The 25,236-nt window shown below is 44.5% G+C and carries 26 protein-coding genes; 24 read left to right on the top strand and 2 right to left on the bottom strand.

Features of this window, described 5'->3' with window-relative positions; all coding sequences use genetic code 11:
* Positions 1–27: 27 nt before the first annotated feature.
* From hrcA to DESME_RS12600, 12 genes are all read left to right on the top strand, one after another.
* The gene (gene hrcA, locus DESME_RS12655) at positions 28–1,065 is read left to right on the top strand and encodes a heat-inducible transcriptional repressor HrcA (RefSeq protein WP_006715877.1); all 1,038 of its coding nucleotides are present in this window, start codon (positions 28–30) and stop codon (positions 1,063–1,065) included.
* A gap of 18 nt (positions 1,066–1,083) precedes the next feature.
* The gene (gene grpE, locus DESME_RS12650) at positions 1,084–1,710 is read left to right on the top strand and encodes a nucleotide exchange factor GrpE (RefSeq protein ID WP_006715878.1); all 627 of its coding nucleotides are present in this window, start codon (positions 1,084–1,086) and stop codon (positions 1,708–1,710) included.
* Positions 1,711–1,735: 25 nt separating this feature from the next.
* Positions 1,736–3,586: a molecular chaperone DnaK gene (gene dnaK / locus DESME_RS12645; protein ID WP_006715879.1), complete on the top strand. Its 1,851-nt coding sequence runs from the start codon at positions 1,736–1,738 to the stop codon at positions 3,584–3,586.
* 122 nt (positions 3,587–3,708) lie between these two features.
* Entirely contained in the window at positions 3,709–4,845 is a 1,137-nt protein-coding gene (gene dnaJ / locus DESME_RS12640; RefSeq protein WP_006715880.1) for a molecular chaperone DnaJ, read from the top strand.
* 32 nt (positions 4,846–4,877) lie between these two features.
* A complete protein-coding gene (gene prmA / locus DESME_RS12635) occupies positions 4,878–5,804 on the top strand; it encodes a 50S ribosomal protein L11 methyltransferase (protein WP_006715881.1) in 927 nt (308 codons plus the stop codon).
* Position 5,805: 1 nt separating this feature from the next.
* Entirely contained in the window at positions 5,806–6,543 is a 738-nt protein-coding gene (locus DESME_RS12630) for a 16S rRNA (uracil(1498)-N(3))-methyltransferase (RefSeq protein WP_006715882.1), read from the top strand.
* 44 nt (positions 6,544–6,587) lie between these two features.
* Positions 6,588–7,919 (top strand): tRNA (N(6)-L-threonylcarbamoyladenosine(37)-C(2))-methylthiotransferase MtaB, encoded by a 1,332-nt coding sequence (gene mtaB, locus DESME_RS12625; protein WP_156922773.1) that lies wholly within the window; start codon positions 6,588–6,590, stop codon positions 7,917–7,919.
* Positions 7,920–8,016: 97 nt separating this feature from the next.
* On the top strand, positions 8,017–8,361 hold the full coding sequence (locus DESME_RS12620) for a histidine triad nucleotide-binding protein (RefSeq protein ID WP_006715884.1): 345 nt from the start codon (positions 8,017–8,019) through the stop codon (positions 8,359–8,361).
* A gap of 110 nt (positions 8,362–8,471) precedes the next feature.
* On the top strand, positions 8,472–8,648 hold the full coding sequence (rpsU, locus tag DESME_RS12615; protein WP_006715885.1) for a 30S ribosomal protein S21: 177 nt from the start codon (positions 8,472–8,474) through the stop codon (positions 8,646–8,648).
* Positions 8,649–8,661: 13 nt separating this feature from the next.
* Positions 8,662–9,114 (top strand): GatB/YqeY domain-containing protein, encoded by a 453-nt coding sequence (locus tag DESME_RS12610; RefSeq protein WP_006715886.1) that lies wholly within the window; start codon positions 8,662–8,664, stop codon positions 9,112–9,114.
* Between the two features lie 100 nt (positions 9,115–9,214).
* Positions 9,215–9,670, top strand: a complete 456-nt coding sequence (locus DESME_RS12605) for a YbaK/EbsC family protein (protein ID WP_006715887.1) — start codon at positions 9,215–9,217, stop codon at positions 9,668–9,670.
* Between the two features lie 221 nt (positions 9,671–9,891).
* Positions 9,892–10,503, top strand: coding sequence for an SGNH/GDSL hydrolase family protein (locus tag DESME_RS12600; protein WP_006715888.1), 612 nt, complete (start codon positions 9,892–9,894; stop codon positions 10,501–10,503).
* A gap of 89 nt (positions 10,504–10,592) precedes the next feature.
* Here the strand turns inward: DESME_RS12600 and DESME_RS16120 are convergent, their stop codons facing one another.
* Positions 10,593–10,769, bottom strand: a complete 177-nt coding sequence (locus tag DESME_RS16120; protein WP_006715889.1) for a hypothetical protein — start codon at positions 10,767–10,769, stop codon at positions 10,593–10,595.
* Positions 10,770–11,105: 336 nt separating this feature from the next.
* Here DESME_RS16120 and DESME_RS12595 point away from each other — a divergent pair, with 336 nt between their 5' ends.
* The 7 genes from DESME_RS12595 to DESME_RS12565 all read left to right on the top strand — a co-directional run bounded on the left by DESME_RS12595 (position 11,106) and on the right by DESME_RS12565 (position 19,291).
* Positions 11,106–13,028, top strand: coding sequence for a proton-conducting transporter transmembrane domain-containing protein (locus tag DESME_RS12595; protein ID WP_006715890.1), 1,923 nt, complete (start codon positions 11,106–11,108; stop codon positions 13,026–13,028).
* A gap of 19 nt (positions 13,029–13,047) precedes the next feature.
* Positions 13,048–13,977, top strand: a complete 930-nt coding sequence (locus DESME_RS12590) for a respiratory chain complex I subunit 1 family protein (protein ID WP_006715891.1) — start codon at positions 13,048–13,050, stop codon at positions 13,975–13,977.
* A gap of 1 nt (position 13,978) precedes the next feature.
* On the top strand, positions 13,979–14,638 hold the full coding sequence (locus DESME_RS12585) for a hypothetical protein (RefSeq protein ID WP_006715892.1): 660 nt from the start codon (positions 13,979–13,981) through the stop codon (positions 14,636–14,638).
* Between the two features lie 9 nt (positions 14,639–14,647).
* Positions 14,648–16,153, top strand: coding sequence for a hydrogenase 4 subunit F (locus DESME_RS12580; protein ID WP_006715893.1), 1,506 nt, complete (start codon positions 14,648–14,650; stop codon positions 16,151–16,153).
* The gene (locus DESME_RS12575; protein WP_006715894.1) at positions 16,110–17,735 is read left to right on the top strand and encodes an NADH-quinone oxidoreductase subunit D-related protein; all 1,626 of its coding nucleotides are present in this window, start codon (positions 16,110–16,112) and stop codon (positions 17,733–17,735) included. Before DESME_RS12580 ends, DESME_RS12575 begins: the two co-directional genes overlap by 44 nt.
* A 29-nt stretch (positions 17,736–17,764) precedes the next feature.
* Positions 17,765–18,229 (top strand): NADH-quinone oxidoreductase subunit B family protein, encoded by a 465-nt coding sequence (locus DESME_RS12570; RefSeq protein WP_006715895.1) that lies wholly within the window; start codon positions 17,765–17,767, stop codon positions 18,227–18,229.
* Positions 18,230–18,475: 246 nt separating this feature from the next.
* Positions 18,476–19,291 carry an FTR1 family iron permease gene (locus tag DESME_RS12565; protein WP_006715896.1) on the top strand — a complete coding sequence of 272 codons (816 nt, stop codon included), beginning with the start codon at positions 18,476–18,478 and terminating at the stop codon, positions 19,289–19,291.
* A gap of 53 nt (positions 19,292–19,344) precedes the next feature.
* Here the strand turns inward: DESME_RS12565 and DESME_RS16115 are convergent, their stop codons facing one another.
* The gene (locus tag DESME_RS16115; RefSeq protein ID WP_006715897.1) at positions 19,345–19,500 is read right to left on the bottom strand and encodes a hypothetical protein; all 156 of its coding nucleotides are present in this window, start codon (positions 19,498–19,500) and stop codon (positions 19,345–19,347) included.
* Positions 19,501–19,647: 147 nt separating this feature from the next.
* Between DESME_RS16115 and DESME_RS12560 the strand changes: the two genes are divergently transcribed.
* The 5 genes from DESME_RS12560 to DESME_RS12540 all read left to right on the top strand — a co-directional run bounded on the left by DESME_RS12560 (position 19,648) and on the right by DESME_RS12540 (position 25,229).
* Positions 19,648–20,334: an MgtC/SapB family protein gene (locus DESME_RS12560; protein ID WP_006715898.1), complete on the top strand. Its 687-nt coding sequence runs from the start codon at positions 19,648–19,650 to the stop codon at positions 20,332–20,334.
* A gap of 88 nt (positions 20,335–20,422) precedes the next feature.
* Positions 20,423–20,704 (top strand): YabP/YqfC family sporulation protein, encoded by a 282-nt coding sequence (locus DESME_RS12555; protein ID WP_006715899.1) that lies wholly within the window; start codon positions 20,423–20,425, stop codon positions 20,702–20,704.
* Positions 20,704–21,918 carry a sporulation protein YqfD gene (gene yqfD / locus DESME_RS12550; protein WP_006715900.1) on the top strand — a complete coding sequence of 405 codons (1,215 nt, stop codon included), beginning with the start codon at positions 20,704–20,706 and terminating at the stop codon, positions 21,916–21,918. Before DESME_RS12555 ends, yqfD begins: the two co-directional genes overlap by 1 nt.
* A 14-nt stretch (positions 21,919–21,932) precedes the next feature.
* A complete protein-coding gene (locus tag DESME_RS12545; protein WP_006715901.1) occupies positions 21,933–22,910 on the top strand; it encodes a PhoH family protein in 978 nt (325 codons plus the stop codon).
* A 27-nt stretch (positions 22,911–22,937) separates the two neighbouring features.
* Positions 22,938–25,229, top strand: coding sequence for an HD family phosphohydrolase (locus tag DESME_RS12540; RefSeq protein WP_006715902.1), 2,292 nt, complete (start codon positions 22,938–22,940; stop codon positions 25,227–25,229).
* The last annotated feature ends 7 nt before the right edge of the window (positions 25,230–25,236 follow it).

Below are 25,236 nucleotides of genomic sequence, written 5' to 3'. Positions count from 1 at the left end.
CAACACGGTGGGAAGGCGGTTGAGTATATGCAAATGGATGAACGAAAAAATAGAATCTTGCGCGCGATTGTCCAAGATTATATAACCACGGCTGAGCCGGTGGGTTCGCGTACGATTGCTAAAAAGTTCGATTTGGGTATCTCATCAGCGACCATCCGTAATGAAATGGCCGATATGGAGGAAATGGGACTTCTCGAGCAACCTCACACTTCTTCAGGCCGGATTCCCATGGATGCAGGATATCGCTATTATGTCAATTGTCTGATGGATCGTCCTAAGCTCAGCTCAGAAGATAAAAATGTGATTGAGCTAGAAACGACGAAACGAATTGCTGAGATTCAAGAAGTTATTTCCAATACAAGTAAACTTCTCTCCCAGCTCACCAGTTTGACGAGCATCGTCATTAGTCCTCAACGAGGGAAAAGCTCTTTTAACCAAATGCATTTTCTTCCGTACCAACCGGGGCAAGCCATCATGGTCGTTGTTAAAGAGAACGGTGTGGTTGAGAATCAGATCGTTGAAATTGGAGAAAATGTAACAGCGGAAGAACTTCAAAGAATTGCTAACGTCTTTAATGATAAGATGAAAGGCCATTCAATGATTGATGTCCGCCGTGGATTGCTTCATGAGATTTATAGTGAACTCACACGTCAACGATCGCTTATCGATCATGCTTTAGATCTGCTCACGACTGTATTCAATGAACCTGCGGATGATAAAAATAAGGTCTATCTCGGTGGAACTTTGAACATGCTTAATCAGCCCGAATTTCGGGATGTAGATAAAGTAAGAAGTCTGCTTCATGTTTTTGAAGAGGATGAACAGGTGAGAAAACTACTTATTCCAGTCGCTGATGGACTAAGTGTAACGATTGGCGGAGAAAATAGCGTTAAGGAACTGCAGGATTGCAGTGTTATCTCAGCAACGTATCAAATCGATGGAAAACCTGTCGGCTCGATTGGAGTAATTGGACCAACACGCATGGACTACGCTAAGGCGATGGCTATGGTAGATTTTATGACGAAAACGTTGACTGAACTTTTGGCGAAGCGACGAAGACTATAAGGAAGGGGCGATTAGACAATGGCCAAGTGGGGAGAAAAAACCCCAAATTTGCATCAGGAGAATGAAGAAGAAGTTGATCTCCGAGATAAAGATTTGACAGAAGGAAATCTTGCCGAGGGTGAAGTTCACGACGGCGGGGAAGAAGTCCTGGAAGATGTTCCAGAAGTATCTATGGAAGAGAAAATCCTAACCCTAGAGGCGGAGCTTAAACAAAGCAAAGAACAAGCGGATGATTATTATGCTCGCTTGCAACGTCTCCAAGCGGAATTTGATAACTTCCGGAAACGGAGTCAAAAGGAAAGAGAAGACACTTTAAAGTATGCTTCTGAACAAGTCATCGTAGCGATGCTTCCTATACTCGATAATTTTGAGCGTGCAGTGGCATCTTCACAATCCAATCAAGATTTCAAGTCCTTTTTACAGGGCGTGGAAATGATTTTGAAACAAATGAAAACAGGTTTAGAAAAAGAAGGTCTTGCTCCTATTGAAGCGGTAGGCCAGACTTTCGATCCGAAGTTACACGACGCTGTTCTGCAAGTGGATTCGGAGGAATATAAGGAAAATACTGTGGTCGAAGAGCTTCAAAGAGGATATTATCTTAAGGACAAAGTATTGCGCCCTAGCATGGTAAAAGTCTCACGCTAGCATTGATAAGGAGGAAGAATTTATTATGGGTAAAATTATTGGAATTGACTTAGGAACGACAAATTCTTGTGTAGCAGTTATGGAAGGCGGAGAAGCTGTTGTTATCCCAAATGCGGAAGGAAACCGTACCACTCCTTCAGTTGTAGGCTTCTCAAAAACAGGTGAACGTTTAGTTGGACAAGTTGCGAAACGTCAAGCCGTTTCCAACCCGGATAAAACCGTGATTTCCATTAAACGTCATATGGGTTCTGACTACAAAGTAAATATTGATGATAAAAGCTATTCCCCACAAGAAATCTCAGCGATGGTTCTGCAAAAATTAAAGGCTGATGCTGAAGCTTATCTTGGCCAGCCGGTAACTGAAGCTGTAATTACAGTACCCGCTTACTTTTCCGACGCACAACGTCAAGCGACTAAAGATGCTGGAACTATTGCTGGACTTGAAGTGAAACGGATCATTAACGAACCAACCGCTGCTGCATTGGCTTATGGCGTGGATAAACAAAACGATCAAACCGTTCTCGTTTTTGACTTGGGTGGTGGGACCTTCGACGTATCTGTTCTTGAACTGAGTCAAGGTATGGTTGAAGTTAAAGCGACCAGTGGTAATAATAAATTAGGTGGAGACGATTTTGACCAACGCTTAATTGATTATATGGTTGTTGAATTTAAAAAGACGAACGGTGTAGACCTTAGTAAAGATAAAGTGGCTCTCCAACGGTTGAAGGAAGCTGCTGAGAAAGCGAAAATCGAATTGTCAGGCGTGACGACTTCCAACGTCAACCTGCCCTTTATCACGATGACCGCTGAAGGACCTGTTCATATGGATATGAACATTTCTCGCTCGAAGTTCGATGAATTAACAGCTGATCTTGTCGAAGCTACACTTGGACCGACACGTCAAGCGCTAAGTGATTCGAAATTGACCTGGAATGATATTCACCAAGTTATCCTTGTCGGTGGATCGAGCCGTATTCCTGCGGTTCAAGATGAAATCCGAAAAATGAGTGGTAAAGAGCCAAACAAGAGCGTTAACCCTGACGAAGTGGTTGCCCTCGGTGCAGCAATTCAAGGAGGGGTTCTTGCCGGAGATGTGAAGGACATCATCCTTGTTGATGTTACCCCGCTATCTCTTGGAATCGAAACCATGGGTGGAGTCTTTACCCGGATTATTGACCGGAACACGACTGTACCCTCGACGAAAAGCCAAGTCTTCTCGACGGCTGCGGATGGTCAAACCTCGGTTGATATTCATGTCCTACAAGGAGAGCGTGAGATGGCAGCAGGCAATAAAACCTTGGGTCGTTTCCAACTCTCAGGGATTGCCCCGGCTCCTCGCGGAATTCCACAAATCGAAGTGAAATTTGATATCGATGCCAATGGTATCGTTCACGTTTCAGCTAAGGATATGGCTACGGGTAATGAACAAAAAGTAACGATTACCTCCTCGACAGGTTTAAGCAAAGATGAAATTGAAAAGATGCAAAAAGATGCTGAACTCCATGCTGATGAAGATAAAAAGCGTAAAGAGTTAGTTGATGCGAAGAACCAAGCCGATTCCATTGTTTATCAAACCGAGAAATCGCTGAAGGATTTCGAAGGAAAAGCTCCCGAAAATGAAATCGAGCCGATTAAGAAGGCAGTTGAAGAGCTCAAAGCCGTAGCTAATAGTGAAAATCTCGAAGAAATTAAGGCTAAAACTGAGGCGGTCAACAAAGTTCTCTATCCGTTTGTTGAAAAAATGTACCAACAAAATGCGGGTGCACCAGGCGCTGACGCAGGTGCAGCGGGTGCTGGAGCAAGCGGAGAAGCAAAACAAGATGACAATGTGGTTGATGCCGAATATACTGAAGTAGATCCTGATAAAAATAAATAAAATTTTTCAGAGTAAAGATTGATTTTAAAGGGTGCAGGGGAGATAAGTCTCCCCTGTGCCCCAAATTCATGTTATTGTGAATAGAGTTTCGGATGGTTAAGCAGGAGTGATGGAGGGAAAAGATGAAACACGATTATTATGAGGTGCTTGGGGTTGAAAAGACTGCGAGCGAACAAGAAATTAAACAAGCATACCGGAAGTTAGCCCGCCAGAACCATCCGGATGTTAACCCGGGGGATAAAGGAGCGGAAGAGCGATTCAAAGAGGCGACCGAAGCTTATGATGTCTTAGGTGATTCGGATAAACGTGCACGTTATGACCAATTCGGACATGCAGGGACAGACCCCAATTCAGGTGGATTCGGTGGTGCCTTTGGCGGCGGAGACTTTGGTGGTTTCGGTGACATCTTTGATATGTTTTTTGGCGGTGGTGGAGGCGGCGGACAGCGCCGTAATGGACCCACTCGCGGATCTGATCTGCGTTATGATTTGACAATTGCCTTTGAAGAAGCGGCTTTTGGTGTAGAAAAGGAAATTCAGATCCCACGACATGAAACATGTAGTGAATGTCAAGGTTCAGGGGCTGCACCGGGAACACACCCTACGCAATGTACAGAGTGTCATGGGTCAGGTCAGGTTAAAGTAAATCAGCGGACTCCATTTGGCATGGTTCAGACAGCTCGTACGTGCCCGACCTGTCATGGCGAGGGGCAGATGATCAGTTCCCCTTGTAAGGCGTGTAACGGTCAAGGTCAGGTTCGCAACGTAAAATCACTTAAAGTGAGTGTTCCGGCTGGCTCTGAGGAAGGTCTGAATCTACGCTTTAGCGGCAGTGGTGAAGGGGGTAAAAAGGGGGGGCCAGCAGGCGATCTCTATGTTGTGTTGCATGTCAAATCCCACAAATTCTTTGAACGGGATGGCAATGATATTTACTGCGAGATTCCCATTACGTTTGTGCAGGCAGCCCTGGGTACGGAAATGGAAGTACCCACTCTTGATGGCAGTGTAAAAATGAAAGTGCCAGAAGGCACTCAGACAGGGACTGTTTTCCGGTTACGTGGGCATGGGGTTCCCTATCGCCGAGGAAGTGGTCGCGGTGACCAACATGTTCGTGTCGTTGTGGCAACGCCAACCAAACTTACCGATAAACAAAAAGAACTTTTACAGGAATTTGCGGATACAACAACTCAGCAACAACAAATGGGTAAAAAGTCTTTTTTCGATAAGGTCAAGGAAAATTTACGCGATGCGATCGGGTAAAGGCAATAATGAGTAGAGGGGCCATGTGATTAATGAATTGGCGTGAAGTTGCGGTAACGGTTTCATCAGAGGGAGAGGAGGCTGTTGCCGATCTTTTTTATCAAATCGGCTGTCCAGGAGTTAGTGTCGAAGACCCTGAACTTTTACGGAACTATATTGAATCTGGAATTTGGGATTATCATAGTTTCGGAGAAGTCGCGTTGACGGGAACTTCGATCATCAAGGGATATCTATGCGAAGATGAGCATCTCACACAGCGCATGGAACGGCTGGATGAAAAGCTTCGCGAATTAGTCGAGCGCTTTCCGGAATGGGTCATCCAAGTGAAGGGCATAACCGTTCAGGAAGAAGACTGGGCTACAGCGTGGAAGGCATATTTTAAGCCCACCCGAGTTGGAAAGCGGTTCGTAATTAAACCCTCCTGGGAAGACATTAATCCCACTGTTGAGGATTTGGTGCTGGAACTTGATCCAGGCATGGCCTTTGGCACGGGGACTCATGCGACGACCACACTTTGCTTAGAGGAACTTGAGGAAATTGTTAAGCCAGGGATGAAAGTTTTTGACTTGGGAACAGGTTCTGGCATATTAGCGATTGCAGCTGCTAAGCTCGGGGCGCAAGTCGAAGCGGTTGATTTGGACCCTGTTGCGGTCAAGGTGGCACAGGAAAATGTGGATTTGAATCAAGTTTTAGCCCAGGTCAGTGTTAAACATGGCGATTTGGGTACGGTACTGAAAGGAAAAGCGGATTTAGTTGTGGCCAATATTATTGCTGATGTTATTTTAATGCTTTTGTCCGACCTTAAACGGATTATGAAACCTGAGGGAGAATTCCTGGCTTCAGGGATTATCGATAATCGAGTTGAGGATGTTGAAGTCGGTATGCGCGAGGCTGGACTCGAAGTGATTGAGAAGAAAGAAGATTCTGGGTGGGTACTTTTACGCGCGAGGTGGAAATAGATTGCATCGCTTTAAAATCACAGAACTCGGTAAAAACGCGTTTTGGCTTCGGGGGGATGAACGGGAGCATTTGGCTAGGGTTCTTCGTTTAGCCCCTGGTGATGATATTATCGGATTTGATAATACGGGAGCAGAGTATTACGCGACGATTCTTAAGATCGAAGACAAAAGCGTAACGTGCCGGATCTTAGAGACGTCTCATCCAGAGGTTGAGGCTAAAACCAAGGTCTATCTCATCGCCGGTCTCTCTAAAGGGGAGAAGATGGAATGGGTGATCCAAAAAGGGACCGAGCTGGGGATTTCCGGTTTAGTCCCTTTACGAGCAAAACGTGCGGTTATGCGTTTGGAAGGAACTAAAGCCGTTGAGCGGGTGCAGCGTTGGCAAAAAATAGCAGGCGAAGCAGCTAAACAATCTCACCGCGTTCAAGAACCTCAGATTTTTGAGGTTGCGAATTGGTCTGAACTTCAAAACCTTTTACCTGCGAATACGCAATGGCTGATTTCCTATGAAGAAGAGAAGACAGAACGTCTGCACTCGGTGCTCGATCGCTTTGATCCTCTGCAACCGATTGCCCTGATCATTGGCCCTGAAGGAGGGTTTGATGCCTCTGAAGTGTCCTGGGCACAGGAACATTTGGGGGCTATAAGTGTTTCCTTAGGTCCACGGATTCTGCGAGCAGAGACCGCCGCGATTGCGACAATGACTATGGTTCTAGCGCATTACGGGGATTTAGGATGAGTATCGCACTTGTATTTAACAATAAGCTAAAGGGGGTGACGGATATGCCTTCAGATGACACTATAGAATCATTAAAAGCAATACCTCAGAGTGTGTGTTTCTTAACTCTGGGCTGTAAAGTGAATCAGACGGAGAGTGAAGCCCTCGCCCAGTTATTCCATAATAACGGGTATGAGGTAGTAACTCCCTTAGACGAGGCGGATGTCGTTGTTGTCAATACGTGCACGGTGACGAATACGGGAGATGCTAAATCTCGTCAGGTGATTCGACGGATGATTAAATCCCATCCAGACGCTTTTGTTGTTGTTATGGGCTGCTACGCTCAAACTGCTCCAGGCGAGGTCTTAGAGATCGAAGGAGTCGATCTCGTTCTGGGAACTCAGGATCGGGGTAAAATACTCGAACTTATTGAGCAAGTTCGCCAAGAACAAAAGCCTCAGAGCCAGGTGCATACGATTTGGGATGCTCAAGAATTTGAGGAACTTCCCTTGATGGAGGGAGAAAGTCGAACTCGAGCAACTTTAAAAATTCAAGACGGCTGTAATAAGTTTTGCACCTATTGTATTATTCCCTACGCCCGTGGACCGGTTCGGAGCAGGAAACATGAGAATGTTATTGCCGAGGCGAAGAAGCTCGTCTCCGCCGGATATAAGGAGATTGTTTTGACCGGGATCCATACGGGCTCTTACGGTGAAGACAGTGGCGAAGATTGGAATCTCGCGCGCTTAGTTAAGGAACTAACCAACATCCCTGGCTTGAGTCGCTTAAGACTAAGTTCTACTGAACCCATGGAATTCACCCCAGAATTGATTGAGGTTATTCTTTCATCTTCTGGTGTCTGTTCCCATCTTCATATTCCACTTCAATGCGGGAGTGATACCATTTTATCGCGCATGAAAAGGCCTTACACCACACAGGAATTTAAGAATCTCATCGATGAATTCAATCAAAAACTTCCGGGAATCGCAATTACCACGGATGTTATCGTCGGGTTCCCCGGAGAGACGGAGCAAGACTTCCAGGATTCTCTCGAATTCGTTCGCTCCTGTCATTTTGCTGGAGTTCATGTTTTTCCGTATTCGAAACGGAAAGGTACGCCTGCTGCCAAGTATTCGGATCACCTCACTAAAAAGGTTAAAGAGCAGCGGGTTAAAGCCTTGATGGAGGTCGCCCAACAAAGTCATGAAGATTATGTTGAAAAATGTGTAGGTCAAACGCTTGAGGTTTTGATTGAGCGTGTTGGTGAGGATGGAACCGCCACTGGACACACGCGAAATTATATCCAAGTTAAACTCCCGCCGCGAAGTGATGGAAAGGCGTGGGAAAGTGGAGAACTCGTTGAATTTGTCTTTGAGAAAGATCATCTTTTGAAATAATATGCTATAATTATATCTAATATAGAAAAATTTACCTATGAGAAATGCTGAACCTATGAGGAAAATTAAGCATATACATAAGGGAGGCTTCGAGTTCATGGCAGATTGCATCTTCTGTAAAATTATTGATAAAGAAATACCGAGTGAAGTTGTCTTCGAAGATGATCAAGTGCTTGTTATCAAAGACATAAATCCTTTAGCGCCCGTACATTTGCTGTTAATCACGAAAAAACATATTGCCAGTCTGGAGGAAGTCTTACCTGTGGATGAAGGGTTGATGGGGCATATCCTCATGCTAGCTCAAAAATTAGCACGAGAATTTGGAGTCGCAGAATTGGGCTACCGTGTTGTCACTAACATTGGTGAAGAGGGTGGGCAAGCCGTCCAGCATTTGCATTTTCATGTTCTAGGGGGGAAACCTTTAGGTGTCAATATCGCCTAAACCTAGAATATATGCATTTGAGTTGAGTTCTCAAACTTGACGTTCCCGGTTTCATCTATTATAATCTAATAGTATATCTGTGATGATCCAGTGGAGGGAGGGATAAGATAATGAGTGAAATTAAAGTTGGAAAAAACGAATCCCTGGATAGCGCACTCCGCCGGTTCAAGCGTACGTGTCAAAAGGCAGGCGTTATTTCGGAAGCCCGTAAACATGAGCATTACGAAAAACCTAGCGTGAAGAGGAAGAAAAAATCCGAAGCTGCTCGTAAACGCAAGTTCAAGTAAGGAGATGCTCAAATTGTCCCTGAAGGATCGCCTCGTTGAGGATATGAAGGTTGCCATGAAGGCCAAAGAGGAGGGGAAGGTAAGACTTTCCGTCATCCGTATGGCTCGGGCCGCCATTAAGTATGGTGAAATAGACAAGAAAACGGAATTCAGCGATCAACAAGTGATTGAAATTCTCGCGCACGAAGTAAAAATGCGCCGAGATTCTATTGTAGAGTTTGCTAAGGCGAATCGCCCAGATACTGTGAAGGCTTTGGAAGAGGAAATCTCTATTCTCATGGAGTACCTTCCTCAACAGCTTTCTGAAGGGGAAATTCGTCAGCTTGCCCAAGAAGCGATTACTGAGGTAGGGGCTCAAGGGCCTAAAGACCTTGGTAAGGTGATGGGGAAGATTACTCAAAAGACCAAAGGACGCGCCGATGGAAGTCGAGTTAATCAAATCGTGCGTGAACTCTTAGGAGCTTAAGTCTTTTGAAGGCTCTAAACTGAAAACGCAATTAAAAGCCTGGCTGCTTAAAGTAGTCAGGCTTTTAACCATACATAGAAAGTTAGGGTGGAGGAAGGTTATGACTGTTCAAGCGGTTCGCGATTTTTTTGACACCAAAGATAAGGAGATCCAGATTCTTACTTTTGAAGACACGAGTACAGTTGCCAAAGCAGCGGAAAGCATAGGGGTGACGCCTGGGGAGATTGCAAAGTCCCTGCTTTTGCAAGTTAAAGATGATTTTATCATGGTTTTGATGGCAGGAGATAAACGACTCGATAATCGCAAGTTTAAAGATATGTTTAAGGCGAAGCCAAAGATGCCTGAAGTGGAACAGGTACTGGAAATTACAGGGCATCCTGTTGGTGGAGTATGTCCCTTTGGCTTAAAAGAGAAGATTCCGGTTTACCTTGATCAATCTTTGAGAGCCTATGCAAAGGTATATCCTGCTGCAGGGGCACCGAATGCTGCCGTGGGGTTGAAAGTTGAGGAGTTAGAAGCACTTGTCGCGACCGATTGGGTCGATGTAGCCCAATAACTGAGGATGTAGGGGCTGTCGCAAAACAGCTCCTTTTTCGTGCGCACAATAATTATGGACTATTACAAAAGACCCGAAACTACACGACCATAGGTTTTGCGACAGCTCCTTTTGCGCACTATTTAAGAGAAAATGGATCAACGAGAAACAACGTTAAATAATATATAGTGAAATTGAGATTTAGAATTGCAAAAAAGGAGTAGAGGAGTGATCCTTTAATCGTGAGCACAATCTACTTGGCTCTGGGGGACTCAATTACAACAGGTTATGGAGTTGGGTCGAATCAATCATTTGCTAATCTATATTATAAAAACCTTCTCTCTTTTGATCCGAGTCTTCGGTATATTAACCTTGGGGTGAATGGATTGACGAGTGAAGAGTTAGCAGCAATGGTGGGACAAAAAAGGTTCCACACCTTGATTGCACAGGCTAAATTTATTAGCCTAACGATTGGTTCCAATGACCTGCTCGCCGTCGGTAAAGGTCTTATCTCAGGTTCGGGGTCCAATATTGACCTCATCTTAGGAAACTTCAACCATAATCTCAGGTTAATCGGGGGACAGATTCGGGCGATTAATCCATCCGTTTTAGTCAAGGTAGCAACGATTTATAACCCTCTGCCCCCGATGGACAAAGAGACGGATGCTTTCGCAAAAGGTTTAGTTAAGGCCGCAAATCACAGCATTCTGAATCAAGCAAGAGAATTTCATTTTGTTGTTGTGCCCGTAGCAAAAGCGCTTAGAGAGAGAGAACAGTTGCTACTGGGCCCAGATCATCTGCATCCTAATGTTGGGGGGCATAGACTTATGGCTGACCTTTTTACAAGAAACTAATTTAATTTAAATGGAAAAACACTTTATTCTGAGTAGATCAGAATAAAGTGTTTTTAATAGGTTTCAGTCAACAATAATTTAGATATTAATTAATCTTGATACCCTGATAATTGTTGCTGTACTGAGGTTAGTGAATTGATTGCTTGTTGAATTTTGTTTTTGTTTTCTGGCTTTTCTGCAGAACTAAGTGCTTGTTGTAATGTGCTAACAGTAGTTTGTACTGCTGACATACTTTGATCAACATATTGCTTTGCGTTTCCGGGCATATGTAACACCTCCTTAAACTCAAATACAGTATTTGTAGAAATTTAAATAATTATTCAGCATAAGTTCTGGGTTTTCTTTATAACTCATGAAATCTTATCGATAGGCTAGAAACTTAGCATAGCTTCGGTAAAAGCAAATCTTTTCGAGATTTTGAGAGAATATCCAGAAATATGGAGGATTATGCAACTTGAAAGAGAGGAGCTAAGAGGAATAAGATTAAGGATGTGCGTGTTATAGTACAAGTATCAATAAATAAGGTATACGTGGACTGAAGTTGTCAGTGTTATAGTACATGATTTGGAATGGACAAAGAAGCTAAGTGGAGGAAACAGAGTATGTATAATCTCAATGTAAAAACTGAACGTGCTATACGACGAAGCACCTTCGGTTTAACCTTGATAACTGCACTCGCAGGTCTAGGTTTATTAGGGTACAATTTTTGGGGAGGCGGAGAGGTTCTAAGGTGGAAACCGGATGGACTGACCGCCTTTTTTCTTGTCATTCTCTTCCTAGGACAGGGAATATCTTCACTTTACGCTTGGAGCTACATGAAGGAATATGAGGGTAAGAAATCCCTTCTTTTGTTTGCTGTTTCTTGGCTAGCCTTTATAGGAAGCATGTTCGGCGTTCTGATGGTGAAAGATGGCTTTACGTTCTTACTCTTTTGGGAGGTTATGTCTCTCTTTTCTTTCTTTCTTGTCATGTATGAGCATGAAGAAAGCCAAAATCGGCGGGCAGCTTATATTTATCTGGTCATGACTCACCTGGGTACCGTCTTTCTAACGTCTGTTGTTTTGTATTTTTATGCAAAAACCGGAAGTTTTGCGTTTGCGTCGTGGGCTGCTTATTCTCCCAATCTAAGTATCATAGAAAAAAATCTCCTCTTTCTAGGGTTATTCATTGGGCTGGGCACTAAAGCAGGACTTGTTCCCTTTCATATCTGGTTACCCTATGCTCACCCGGTTGCGCCTACCCCTGTTTCAGCCTTGATGTCGGGAGTGATGGTCAAGATTGCTCTCTATTTGATGTTGCGGCTCATTTATCTTACGCTCGGTCCGGTCGAACTGTGGTGGGGAGGCCTTCTGTTATTAACAGGTATTATCTCCGCTTTCGTGGGGATTCTCTACGCCTCGGTTCAGCAAGATGTCAAACGGGTGCTTGCCTATTCTACGGTAGAAAATGTAGGAATTTTAGCGATAGCCCTTGGGACTGCAATGTTATCGCAAGCGCTCGGTTATCCCCAAATTGCGCAGCTCGCTTTGTTTGCATTTTTTTGGCATGTCCTTCACCATCTGTTGTTTAAATCGAGCTTATTTATGGTTGCCGGAAATCTCATCCAAGCGACTCATACGCGAAGCTTAGAGAAAATGGGAGGGTTACTGAGACGTCTTCCTTGGACAGGATTTTGGGCTATGTTTGGAGCGTTAGGACTAGCTTCATTGCCTCCCCTCGGTGGATTTTGGGGAGAATGGCTGTTATTTCAGTCGTTATATCAGACCGCGCACCAAGCGAGAGAAGGAGGGGTTAAATTTACACTCCTACTCGTGATTGCGGCGCTTGGCTTAGTTTCTGCATTAGCCTTAGCGACGATGGTAAAATGGTTTGCCAGTGCCTTTTTGGGGCAAGCTCGCAGTCCTGAGGCGAAGACGGCAGAAGAGCTTCCTAAGTCGCAAACCGGGTCTCTAGGGATTGCGATTAGCCTCACTTTTGGGGCGATTTTATGGCCTAAAGGGGTATTTCAACTGATTTCTCTTCCAGTCCAAAGCTTATTTGCTTCATCGCCTGAGCGCTTCAGTTCCGTATCAGTGGAAACCTCTAATTCACTTGTTATGTCAGGCTTTTTCGCTTCGGTGAAAATTTATGGCCTTTTATTACTGCTTATAACAGGGTTGCTCTATCTGCTCACCCGAGGACAGCGGCGACGCGTGGGTGCGACATGGAACTGCGGGACACCGCTAACCCCACGCATGCAGTATTCGAGCTTAGGGATTACGATGCCACTGCGCATTTTATTTAAGCAACTCCTGGGATCGAAGTCGAAGATTGAGAAAGAGTATTCGGAAACGCGTTATGTTGTCCGAAATCTGAGTTATACAGGGAAAACCCGAGAGCGGTATGAGGAAATCATCTATCGGCCTTTCACGCATCTTTTGCTCTGGTGTGCGGAGCGGATTCGGACGTTACAAGGGGGCAGTATTCATTTCTATCTGGGATATATGCTCATAACACTCGTCATTGTGCTGATTTGGTCATTATAAGAGGAGAGGAGATTATAAAATGTTACTCGATTTTGAAAAAGACTTAGGAACCATCTTCTTTTCGATAGGGCACGTTCTGATCCTCTTCGCTTTAGCCCCACTTTTGCAGGGGTGGATCAAAAAGGCCAAAGCATTCTGGCAGATGAGAAAAGGCCCCTCGCTTTGGCAACCTTACCGTGATCTTCGTAAGTATTGGTTTAAGGAAGAAGTGGTTTCAGAACATGCATCTTGGATTTTCCTGATCACTCCATCCCTTGTCCTGGGAAGTTCGCTTCTCGCGACTCTCGTTCTTCCAAACCCTTGGGGGTGGGCACCGATGAGTCAATACGGGACTATATTTTGGTTGGTGGCCAGCTTTGGTGTGGCTCGCTTTTTCTTAACATTAGCTGGACTTGATGTGGCTGGAGCCTTCGGAGGCATGGGAAGCAGCCGCGAATTATTCGTTGCGGCCTTGGTGGAACCTGGATTTTTATTAAGCCTGAGCGTCCTAGCGTTGATGACTGGAACAACATCTTTAACGGGACTTATTCAATACCTGCAGGGAATATCCTTGCTAGAGACTCCACGTTTGCTTGCGGTACTTGCTTTAGGGTTCATTGTGATTGCAGAAATGGGGCGAATTCCCGTGGATAATCCAGATACGCATCTGGAGCTGACGATGATTCATGAAGGCATGCTGCTTGACTATTCGGGACGTTCACTGGCCTTTTTAAATTGGGCAGAACAATTAAAACAACTCATTTTACTTGAACTGCTCGCCTTGATCATCGGAGCACAGAGCCTTGTAGCTCAAATTTTATGTGTCGCTTTATTGGGAGCCCTCTTTGCGACGATTGAAAGCTTGAATGTAAAGATGCGCCTCTTTCGAATTCCTAACTATTTGGCGGCAGCTACAGCTAGTGCAATGCTTGCGTTAGTGACATTTTTGCTGATGGAAGGAGGAATTTGAGATGGGAGTGACTATACCAGCAAATCTTGAGCCACTTTTGCTTTTTATCATTTTGGCAACAGGTTTAGCCCTTGTGGGAAGTACAAAGCTGAGTAAAGCGCTAAATTGGTGGGCTTATCAAGCTATAAGTATCGCCTTATTGGTTTTAATCGAGGGGTTTAGATCGTCCGAGTTGGAAATGATTGGAGTGGCGCTCCTGACTTTGGCTGTCAAAGGAGGGATTATTCCTTGGCTTTTGCGGCGTACCGCGAATCAATCCCATACTCAATGGGTAGGAGAGGTTTTCCTCAAACGCACCTCCTCTCTGGTCGTTGCCGCATCCTTAACGGTGCTGGCCTATGTGATCACTCAACCCTTGCTGAATTTGGTTGAGCCAGCGCTTCGCAATGGACTGGCGATCGCTTTTTCACTTCTTTTTTATGGACTCTTGTTGATGGTTATCCGCAAAGTGGCCTTGGTTCAGGTTTTAGGGATATTAATGATGGATAACGGAATTTTCTTAGCGGGATTCCTTTTGACGAAAGGGATGCCTTTACTCGTGGAAATTGGGGTTATTTTTGATATCTTGATTGGGGTCTTGATTTTCGGAGTGTTAGCACAGCGGATGATTCAGAAATTTGATTCCTTAAATGTCGAGCATCTTAATTCATTGAAAGGGTAGGAAAAGCTAATGTTTGTAGTTATTGCCTTCCTGGCAGCTCTCGCTATGATGTTTTCGGCTAAACGGCCGTATCTGAGGGGCTTAAATGGGCTAGCTCTTTTGAGTCTAACAGGGTTAGCAGGAAATATTGTCTTCAAGGTTTTTCGTGAGGGTCCCCAAAGTATTTGGAATGGCTTTTTCTATTGGGATGCTCTCAGCGCTTTGCTTTTAAGCGTTATCGTCATTATTGCTGATTATGTGGTCTTATTTTCCCTGCACTATATGGAACTTGAGGTGGAGGAAGGAAAAGTTCCCCGTAATCGTTTGCGTTGGTATTATTTTTGGATTTGGATGTTTATTGGGACGATGCTTTGGGTGGTCAGTACTCCCAATTTAGGACTCATCTGGGTCGGAATTGAAGGGACAACCTTGGCAACCGCACTTTTGGTCGGGTTCTACCGTGAAAAAGCGGCCATTGAAGCGGCGTGGAAATATATCATCTTATGTTCAGTGGGAATTAGTTTTGCTTTGCTTGGAACGCTTCTTCTGTACGCGGCAGCGGGTCAAGTCAATGGATACGGCCTCGCGTCGCTTGATTGGCGTTTACTCCAAGGGTGGGTTTTGCAATTGGATCCGGCCTTGGTTAAACTCGGTTTCCTTTTTGCCTTTATCGGGTACGGGGCTAAAGTTGGCTTTGCGCCAATGCATCCTTGGCTTCCTGATGCGCACAGTCAGGCTCCGTCACCCGTAAGTGCTCTCTTGTCCGGGGTTCTCTTAAACTGTGCGTTATATGCTATTCTGCGTTGGCATATCATTGTCCGGCAAACCTCACTCGGACCGAACTTTTCCGGGAATCTCTTGATGGTGTTCGGACTTATTTCGCTTGGTGTTATGGTTGCATTCATTCTTTTACAAAAAGATATTAAACGCTTGCTTGCGTATTCCAGTGTGGAACATATGGGGATTTTAGCGCTTGGGTTCGGATTGGGAACACCTCTGGCAATTTGGGGCGCCTGTTTGCATTTATTGCTGCATGCCCTTACGAAAGCTAATCTCTTCGTGGTCGTAGGGAGAATTGTGCACAAGACGGGGACACGTCAAATTCTAAAAATCCGTGGACTGATTTCGCTGTGGCCTTATACGGGATTTCTCCTTCTGTTGGGCTTTCTCGCCATTACAGGAACACCACCATTTGGAACATTTCGTTCGGAGATCAGTATCTTAGCCGGATTATTTAGTACTGGTCACCCGGTGCTTGGTTTTCTCGCTTCACTCTTTCTGACCCTTATTTTTGCTGGCTTCCTCTATCACTTTGTGGGCATGCTTTTCGGGAAGCCCTATGAACATCAACACGAAACTCCAGGGGAAAGTTGGAAGCCTCTCCTTCTTGGAGTTCCAGTTTTAGGGGTTCTTGTTCTAGGTCTGTTTATTCCGGAAAGTATCAATCAGGCGCTTTGGCAGGTTGTGCAGATTATTCAAGGAGGTGGAGATCATGGACAAGTTACGAGCGTACTTTCAAGCGTGCGAGGATTCTGAGATTGTTTCGTGGACGAAGCAGGAAGGGTTTGTCTGGATTAAGTCTGAACGTTTTCCAAGCGTGCTCAATGATCTCCGCGTAAGCTCTCAGGGCGAAAATCCGATTCTCCTTATTCACACGGTGAATGATGAGCGACAGCTTGGACAGGGTTTTGTTATCTACCTCGTGCTCCATTGGAGCGGGGATTTCTCGTTGACATTGGCCTCTCGAGGGATTGAAGACAGTTTCCCATCTTTGACGGCGGTTTGGCCTGCGTTAAATTGGTCTGAACGAGAAGTTCAGGATTTATTCGGACTGAAAGCAGTCGGTCACCCTGACCCGCGTCCCTTAGTTTTCCATCCCGGTTGGCCAGAGGGATTCTTTCCGTTGCGCAAGCGAGAGGCAAATTACTTAGAAAATAAGGGTTTCGTGCCAGGAGAATTACCGATTTCTCCTGCCCAGGGAGAAGGAACCTTTGAAATTTCAGTAGGTCCGATCCACGCAGGAATTATTGAACCCGGACATTTTCGTTTCCAAACGATTGGCGAGACAATTTTGCACATCGAAGCACAATTGTTTTATACCCACAAAGGAGTCGAGAAACTTCTTGAAGGGAAGGACCTCTTTGAGGGCTTAGCGATAATTGAGCATCTCTGCGGGGTGTGCACGGTCAGTCATGCTTTGGCCTATTGTGAAGCGGTCGAGAAGCTGGCAGGATTTCAACCCTCTCATACGGTTTTAGGCTGGCGTACTGTTTTAGCAGAATTGGAGCGGCTATATAATCACCTTGGAGATATTGGCAATATGTGTGCCGGTGTGGGTTTTGCGCTCGGCAATGCCAATGGCCTTCAGGCTAAAGAACACGTCCAAAGACTGAATCGAGAGATATTCGGACATCGTTTTTTGAGAGGTGCGGTAGTACCGGGTGGAGTAGATAGGATTCCCGATGAAGAACAAACAAGCATCTTAGCGGAACGTCTACGCGAGATTAGGGAGGACTCTGAGGATTGGATTTCTCTGATTCTGGAGCATGACGGCTTCCGTCAGCGGGCAGTGACAACCGGTGTCTTAAAACATGAAAGTGCTATCGATTTAGGAGTAACTGGTCCTGCGGCGCGAGCCTCTGGAGTAGCAATAGATTGGCGGCAGTGCCATGCTTATCTATTGTATCCTGAGCTAAATGTTGAGCCTCAAGTTGAAGCAGATTGTGATGTCATGTCACGCCTTATAGTACGCTCTCGTGAAGTGAAGCAAAGCTTTGAACTTTTAGAAGTTCTCTTGGAAAAGATGAAGTACTTGAGGGACTGGAAAGAAAGAGCGAATGAGCAGACCCATGAACAAGGGAAAAGCGAATTTCGGAAAGCTTGGGAAACAAATACGAAACCGCACTCATTTGCTTGGGGTTGTGCTGAATCACCACGGGGGACAGATGCTGTCTGGCTAATGGTTGATGAGAACCGGAAGATTTATCGTTGTCGGATTCGTTCAGCAGCTTATGCGAATTGGCCGGCAGTACCCTTAGCTGTCCTCGGTAACATTGTTCCCGATTTTCCTTTAATCAATAAGAGCTTTGAACTGTGTTATAGTTGCTGTGACCGTTAGAATGAACAACGTGTATAGGAGAAAAAGAGATGTGGAAGTTATTAAAGCGGAGTCTAAAAACAGGCCGACTGACGGAAAGACAAAGTGAAGCAGGCAGGACGAATCAGTCTTTGCATATTCGGCATTTAGATTGCGGATCCTGTAACGGATGTGACTGGGAGATGGGGGCCTTATTAAATTCAATCTATGATCTCCAACAGTATGGCTTTGATTTTGTCGCGTCTCCAAGGCATGCTGATCTTTTGATGTGTACTGGACCCATGACGACTCAGCTCCTCCAGGCCGCGGCAGCAACCTATGAAGCAACACCTCATCCGAAGCAGGTGATCGCCGTCGGAGATTGTGCGATTAATGGTGGCGTGTTCAAGGAAGCTTATGCAACAAACGGGGGAATTGGGGAGGTCTTACCTGTCCAAGTTGAGATCCCGGGTTGTCCGCCATCTCCAGAAGAGATTTTGCGGGTTCTCCTGACAGTAAAGAGCCTTAAGAAATAGATCATAAATTGTGTCTTGAGAGCGGGGGTGTCCCCGCTTTTTTTAGTTAAATAATTCCGAGTAAAATGATAAGGAATACTTGACATACAGTGCATTCTCAGTATAATGAATGATAGTGATAATCATTATCAATAATCCCGAGAAACATAAGAAGGATTCTGAACCGCGGCAGGATCCGTAATATGATCAAGTGTTCATCGAAAATCGAGATGAAATTTAAAAGAAGCTAGAGGAGAAGTGAGATACATGTTCAGTACGTTTATTATTACTCTGCGTGAAGGGGTAGAAATCTCAATCATTTTGGCGATTATATTAGCGTATCTTAAACAACTTGGTGCATCTCGTGCTTCAGGTAAGGTGTGGCTGGGTACAGCAGCGGCCGCACTAGTGAGTCTTCTTACAGGTGTAGTCATTTTTTTTGTCCTAGGAAAGACGGAAATGGGAGATTTTCAGGAGATATTAGAAGGAACCTTTATGCTTGTAGCGGTCGTTATTTTGACGTGGATGACTCTCTGGATGAAACGCCAAAGTGCAGATTTAAGCGGTTCACTTAAGTTAAAGGTACAGGACGCGTTAAAACACGGTTCGGGTTGGACACTGGCTACCTTAGCCTTTGTAACGGTTATACGAGAAGGTATTGAAACGGTTCTCTTTATTTCTGGAGCAGCTCAAACCTCAACTGGAGGTCAAATTTGGGAAGGAACGATCCTTGGATTTGGGTTGTCTGCGATTGTTGGCTATGTAATCTATCGAGGAACTCATCGTTTACCTCTCAAGGCGTTCTTTAATGTGATGAGTTTGTTGTTAATCTTCATGGCCGCCGGTCTTGCTTCTAATGGGATACATGCTTTCCAAGAAGTGGGTTGGATTGGCGAAGGGTTCAAGGTCTGGAATACTCAAGCCCTCCTGAGCCAAGACTCTACGGCCGGTAGTTTACTCAAGGCAATCTTTGGCTACAGAGACAATCCGAATATCGTATTGGTTACAACGTATTTGATTTATTTAATCCCAGCGTTAGTCGCTTATTTTAAGCCCGCTAAGTCAGTGAGGAGTCAGGGGTAATTCAAAGGAGAGCATATAGCTCTCCTTTTTTATTGGAACAATTAACTTCGGCTTTATTGATTTTTATCTCGTCCTTTTTGTTCCTTCTTAGTTTCCCCTAATCGATCGATTTGAGGCTCATAGATCTCTTTCTTGATTTCTTGAAAATGCTGGTCCACATCAGGAAATTTATGGGTTAACTCTTCTCTTCTTGCTTCATCTTTGCTCAAAAAGAACGCCTCCTTATAGTGATCATATTTATCTACGCTAAACAGTATTTCCTGATTTGCTGAAATGATGTTAGGATTTATATAATATGACGGAGTATATTTTATTTGCTATAATATTAATATAGATTGAAGTAGGTGTTTTGATTGATGACTTACGACTATGAAATTGCTCTAAAATTGATATTAGCGTGTATCCTGGGTGGAATTGTTGGCTGGCAACGAGAAAAAATAAATAAACCCGCTGGGATAAGAACGCATATGTTGGTTGCACTCGGTTCAGCATTGGTAACCGTTATTTCTGTATACGCTTTTAAATCCTTTGATACAGTAAATCAAGACCCTGGACGGATTATGTCAAATATTGTAACAGGGATAGGCTTCTTGGGAGCAGGGACAATCATACATGAAGGACCAACCGTAAAAGGATTAACAACGGCAGCGAGTATTTGGGTAGTAGCAGCGATTGGTATGGCTGCAGGAAGTGGTATGTATATTTCAGCCTTAGTTACTACATTTCTTGTATTTTTAATACTTGATGGTTTCTGGGAAAAGATCATCTATAGACATCATCGAGTATTAAGGCTAAAAATATCGAATGAATTTAAACTTAAGGAAATTGGAACGATCATCGAAAATAATGGAATAGTTATAAAACATGTTTCAATCCTCCCCATTAAAAATTCAAAAGATATTCCAGTTGCATTTAAGTTAAGCGCTTCAGATAAAACGGATATGAAGCAAGTGATCCTTGAAATTGGAAGTTTAGAAGGGGTCACAATTACGCATTATCAAGATGCTTCTTCAAAAGAAAAAGAAGATTACTATAGGGAGTGATTCATAACAAGAACGATTTTGTCCCACAGGCTTGGACTAATTTGACTCTTCTCTTCATAAACATGGTTTAGAAGGGAGGAGTCTTTCTATGTTTGATAAACTTTCAAAGAATGTAGGAGAAGCTTTAGATTTTCCGCCGGATGTCGCAGGCAACGGCCCAAAGATAACGATAACTGGACGCCAGGAGGTTCTGGTCGAAAATTATCAGGACATCGTGGAGTTTACGACTGAGGAAATCCGTTTAAGTACGCTTGAAGGGGAACTCTGTTTAACGGGTCGCGGCTTTATCTTAAAGACGGTTCTGGCGACAGAACTGCGTATCGAGGGTGAGCTCGATTCTCTCACGTTTCAGGGAGGGAGTGAAGGCTAATGCTTGTGAAGTTTGGCCCCTTTTATCATGGACGGGTCATCTTTGCTGCGCGCGGAGATCAACTCGCTCGCTTTGTTAATGAAGGGATTCGGGATGGTGTTGTTTTCTATAAAACTCAGAAATCGGAACGAGGGCTTAAAGCTCAGGTGAGTATTGAGGATTTTAAGAAATTGCGTCATGCCGCTCGTCATACCCATACTCGAATCCATATTCTCGCAAAGTATGGTTGGCCTTTCATTGCCCTTCGGTGGTGGCGTAGAAAAACGTTGATGGCAGGGATTTTCATTATTGGAATGAGCCTTATTGCTCTATCCCAAATGGTATTATCGATTCAAGTGACGGGAGTTAAGATGATTCCAGAGGAACAGCTTCTGCAAAGCGCTGAAATGCACGGACTTAAAACCTGGGTTTGGCAAAAAGATGTGAATACTCGTGAAATTGTTAAAGCTTTAGTGGAAGAATTTCCGGATGCCGCCTGGATCGGAATTGAGCATCAAGGAACGCGAATAAATATTAATGTTAAAGAAAAAATACGACCCGTCGTACAGACCGAACGCGGAAATCTTGTCGCGAACAAGACAGGAATCATTCACGAATTGATGGTTATTCAGGGAACTCCCTTAGTTCACGAAGGGGAAACGGTGAAAGCAGGTCAGGTTTTAATTGAGGCTCCAGTGAGTCTAGATAATCCGACGGCTCAGCCTAAACCGGGTATTGCTTCGAAGCCTAATCCAACCCTGCCTCAAGCGATTCCTGCCGCGAAAGGGTTTGCTCGGGCTCGTGTTTGGTATACATCTGAAGCAACAGTCCCTTTGAGTGAAGATAAGATCGAAGAGAGTGGACGGAGTGCTAAAGGCTGGGGTATAAAATTCGGTAACCGTGTCATAATGGTAACAACACCCGAATCGCCGTTTGATCAAGTGACGAAAGAAGTTAAGATTCACGCTTATACGTTCGGGAGGAATTGGCATTTCCCTGTCGAAATACTATCCATTACCTATAAAGAATTAGAGACCGTGCATTTTGAACGAATTAAAGAAGAAGCTCAACAGATTGCCGAGAAACAGGCCAAAGATGAAATATTATCAAAGATTTCCCCAGGGGCTAGTATCATTGAAGAGCGGGTGCGGGTCTTAGCTACCAGTGATGGAATGGAGCGAGTTCGCGTAGAAACAGAAACCTATGAAGATTTAGCGGTGTATCCGAATCCGTAAATGGAGGCGAAAGATTGACGAAAGAATCAAAGCTTATTTTGAACAATACTGCTGAAGAAATGAATTTACTGGGATTAGAAGATGCCCATTTACGTCTTTTAGAAGAACGTCTAGGAGGGCGTTGTATTGTTCGCGGGGGAGAAATGGTCATCAGCGGTGAGATGAAAGAAGTGGACAAGACGGAGAAAGCGGTCAAGGAGCTTCTTTCAATGATCCGACAAGGCCATAATTTAAACCCAACTGATGTTTCATATATCATTTCCCAGGTTGAAGAGGGACAAGATTCAGGAATGGCGGATACGCTTGCTAAAGTTTTTGCGACGACTCACCGGGGGCGGCCGATCAAGGCAAAAACCTTAGGACAGGCGGATTATCTTGAATCGATTGATAAAAACACCATTGTTTTTGGCATAGGTCCAGCAGGAACGGGCAAAACGTATTTGGCCGTCGTCATGGCGGTGCGCGCTCTACGGGCCAAGGAGGTCAATCGAATCGTGCTTACGCGTCCAGCTGTTGAAGCAGGGGAGAAATTGGGCTTTTTGCCGGGTGATCTTCAGGAAAAAATCGATCCCTATCTTCGGCCTCTTTATGATGCCTTGTACGATCTTTTAGGTCCCGAGACGGTTCAACGGTATATTGAAAAAGGAACAATTGAAATCGCGCCGCTTGCTTATATGCGAGGTCGAACGTTGGATGATTCGTTTATTATTCTGGATGAAGCTCAAAATACGACACCTGAACAAATGAAGATGTTTTTAACTCGGTTAGGTTTCGCTTCTCAGGCGGTTGTGACTGGGGATATCACCCAAGTCGATTTACCGCGGGGCCATTATTCAGGACTGGTTGAAGTGCAAAACATTTTAAAGAATATTCCTGATATTTCTTTCCATTACTTTACAGCGGCCGATGTTGTTCGTAATCCTCTGGTGCAAAAAATTATCCAGGCCTATGAACAAATGGAAGCAAGAGAAGGCCGGCGGGATCGTTCCTAGAATCCCGTTCGTGAAAGAAGGATGTATTTGAAGATTAGAGAACTAAGGCCATTAAAAGATTTAGCTGATTTCAAGAAAAACACCACTTGGCAGCCCCTGATTGCCGCTGTGGTGTATTTTCTGCTATTTACCTTTTTGTTATCTTCTGGACTTTTTACTTCGAGATTGAATATCGATTTGGGAGATCCCAGTCCACAACTGATTAAGGCACCTTGGGCAAAAGATATTGAGGACTATGATAAATATCGGCGCGATCAGGATGCAGCAGCTCAAGCAGTCAAACCCGTTTATATACCGGATGAAGATTATCTTTCCAGTGTGGCTAAGGATTTAAGTAAAGCGTTTATCGCGCTTGGGGAATCGGTTAATAGTCAAGAAGAGAATCCGGCCAAGATTAGCAAGCTTCGTCAAACGATCCCCTTTGCGGCTTTAACGGATGGGGTTTTGACAAGTTTAGTTCAATCCTCTCCTCAACTTCTTGATGAAAAGGAGCAAATTGCCACCCAAATTATTATGGGGAATGCTAGGGGAAGTGATACTGGAGCGCATGACGCCAATGAAGTTGCGACCCTTCGTGATCGAATGAAGCAGGATATTAATAAAGCGCCTTTGACGGATGACTTTAAGACCTTCTTGAGAACCTTTGTGGAATCTAAGATCACGCAGCAAACGTTACTGGTAGATGAAACGGCGACCGGAAATTTACGACAAGCTGCTCGCGCTTCAGTAAAACTTGAAGTGCATAGTTATAAAGTGGGCCAGAAAATTGTCGGGCCCGGTGAGATTGTGGACGAGAATGTGATGCGAGTTTTAGCGTCTTATGGATTGGTGGAAACCCTTTCACCTTGGCGTTCTGTTGCCGGAATTCTCCTGATCGTTTTAATCAGTATGTTATCGATGATACTTTATGCGCGTCAGTACCGACGACATATTTCACAACTGTTTCCTAAAATGATTTTAGTCGGGTTGAGTATAGTCCTGGTCTTGCTTATTGGGAAAGGAATTGTGGCTTTAAATCTTGGAGGTTCCCAATTTAATGCGCTAGTGGGGATCCTCATACCTACAGCTTGGGCAACGATGACGATTGCAATTTTAGTGGATCCAGAGACGGCGGTTTTAAGTTCCATTATTTTAGCGGTCTTCGTTGGAATTTTGGCGGATCCCATTGTGACCACTTCTTATGGTTTACAAGTGGCTATTGTGGCTTTATTTAGTGGAGTTATTGGCGTATATAGTGTTTCACGTTTAAGTCAGCGGTCAGATTTAGCGCGTGCCGGCTTATTTATCTCTGCAGTAAATATCATATCGGTCAGTGCAATCGCTCTGACTTCAGGGATGAGTCCTACAGTATGGCTTGTGGGCGTTATACTTGGCGTAGTGAATGGACTGGGTTCATCTGTTCTCACGGTTGGAACACTGCATTGGTTTGAAGCGGCTTTCCATATTACGTCTGGTATCCGTTTGTTGGAACTTTCCAATCCTAATCGTCCCCTCCTTAAACGTTTACTGGTGGAGGCTCCGGGGACCTATCATCACAGTATCCTTGTTGGCAATCTGGCGGAAGCAGCTGCTGAAGAAGTTGAAGCCGATGCGATTTTGGTACGTGTCGGAGCGATGTATCATGATATCGGGAAGCTCAAACGCCCCTATTTCTTTATTGAAAATCAATTTGCTCAGGATAACCCTCATGATAAAATTGCTCCTACGTTAAGTGCACTGATCATTACCTCCCATATTAAAGATGGGTTGGAAATGGCGAAAGAGGAAAAATTACCTCAATCGATTCAAGATATTATTTCGCAACACCATGGAGACAGCATAGTCAGCTTCTTTTATCATAAAGCAGTTGAAGATAACCCTGAAATTCAGGAAGAAACATTTCATTATGAAGGACCGCGACCTCAAACCAAAGAAGCGGCTCTGGTCATGCTTGCGGATAGCATTGAGGCAGCCGTCCGTTCGATGAAGCAAGCCACTCCAGGACGAATTGAAGGATTGGTTCGGAAAATTATTAAGGACAAGCTTAATAATGATCAACTCAATCAAAGCAATCTGACCTTCCGCGACCTGGATAAGATTGCAACCGCTTTTGTGCGAGTCCTGACGGGAATATTCCATTCCCGCGTTGAATATCCGGACCTCCCTCAGAAAACGGAGGAATCACTGCCCGTACTTGCGGGTGCGACGGAAAGTGAGCCGATTAAGGAAGAAGAGGATTCTAAAGAAGTTGTCCAGGGATATACTTTAGAGGATCCTTCAGAGGAAACAAACCAGAGGGATAATGAACCTAAAAACGAAGGGAGGGAGGAGTTGCCTTAGGGGTAAC

The organism is Desulfitobacterium metallireducens DSM 15288 (genome assembly GCF_000231405.2).
GTDB classification, from domain to species: domain Bacteria; phylum Bacillota; class Desulfitobacteriia; order Desulfitobacteriales; family Desulfitobacteriaceae; genus Desulfitobacterium_A; species Desulfitobacterium_A metallireducens.
This window is presented reverse-complemented; position numbering and strand designations above follow the sequence as displayed.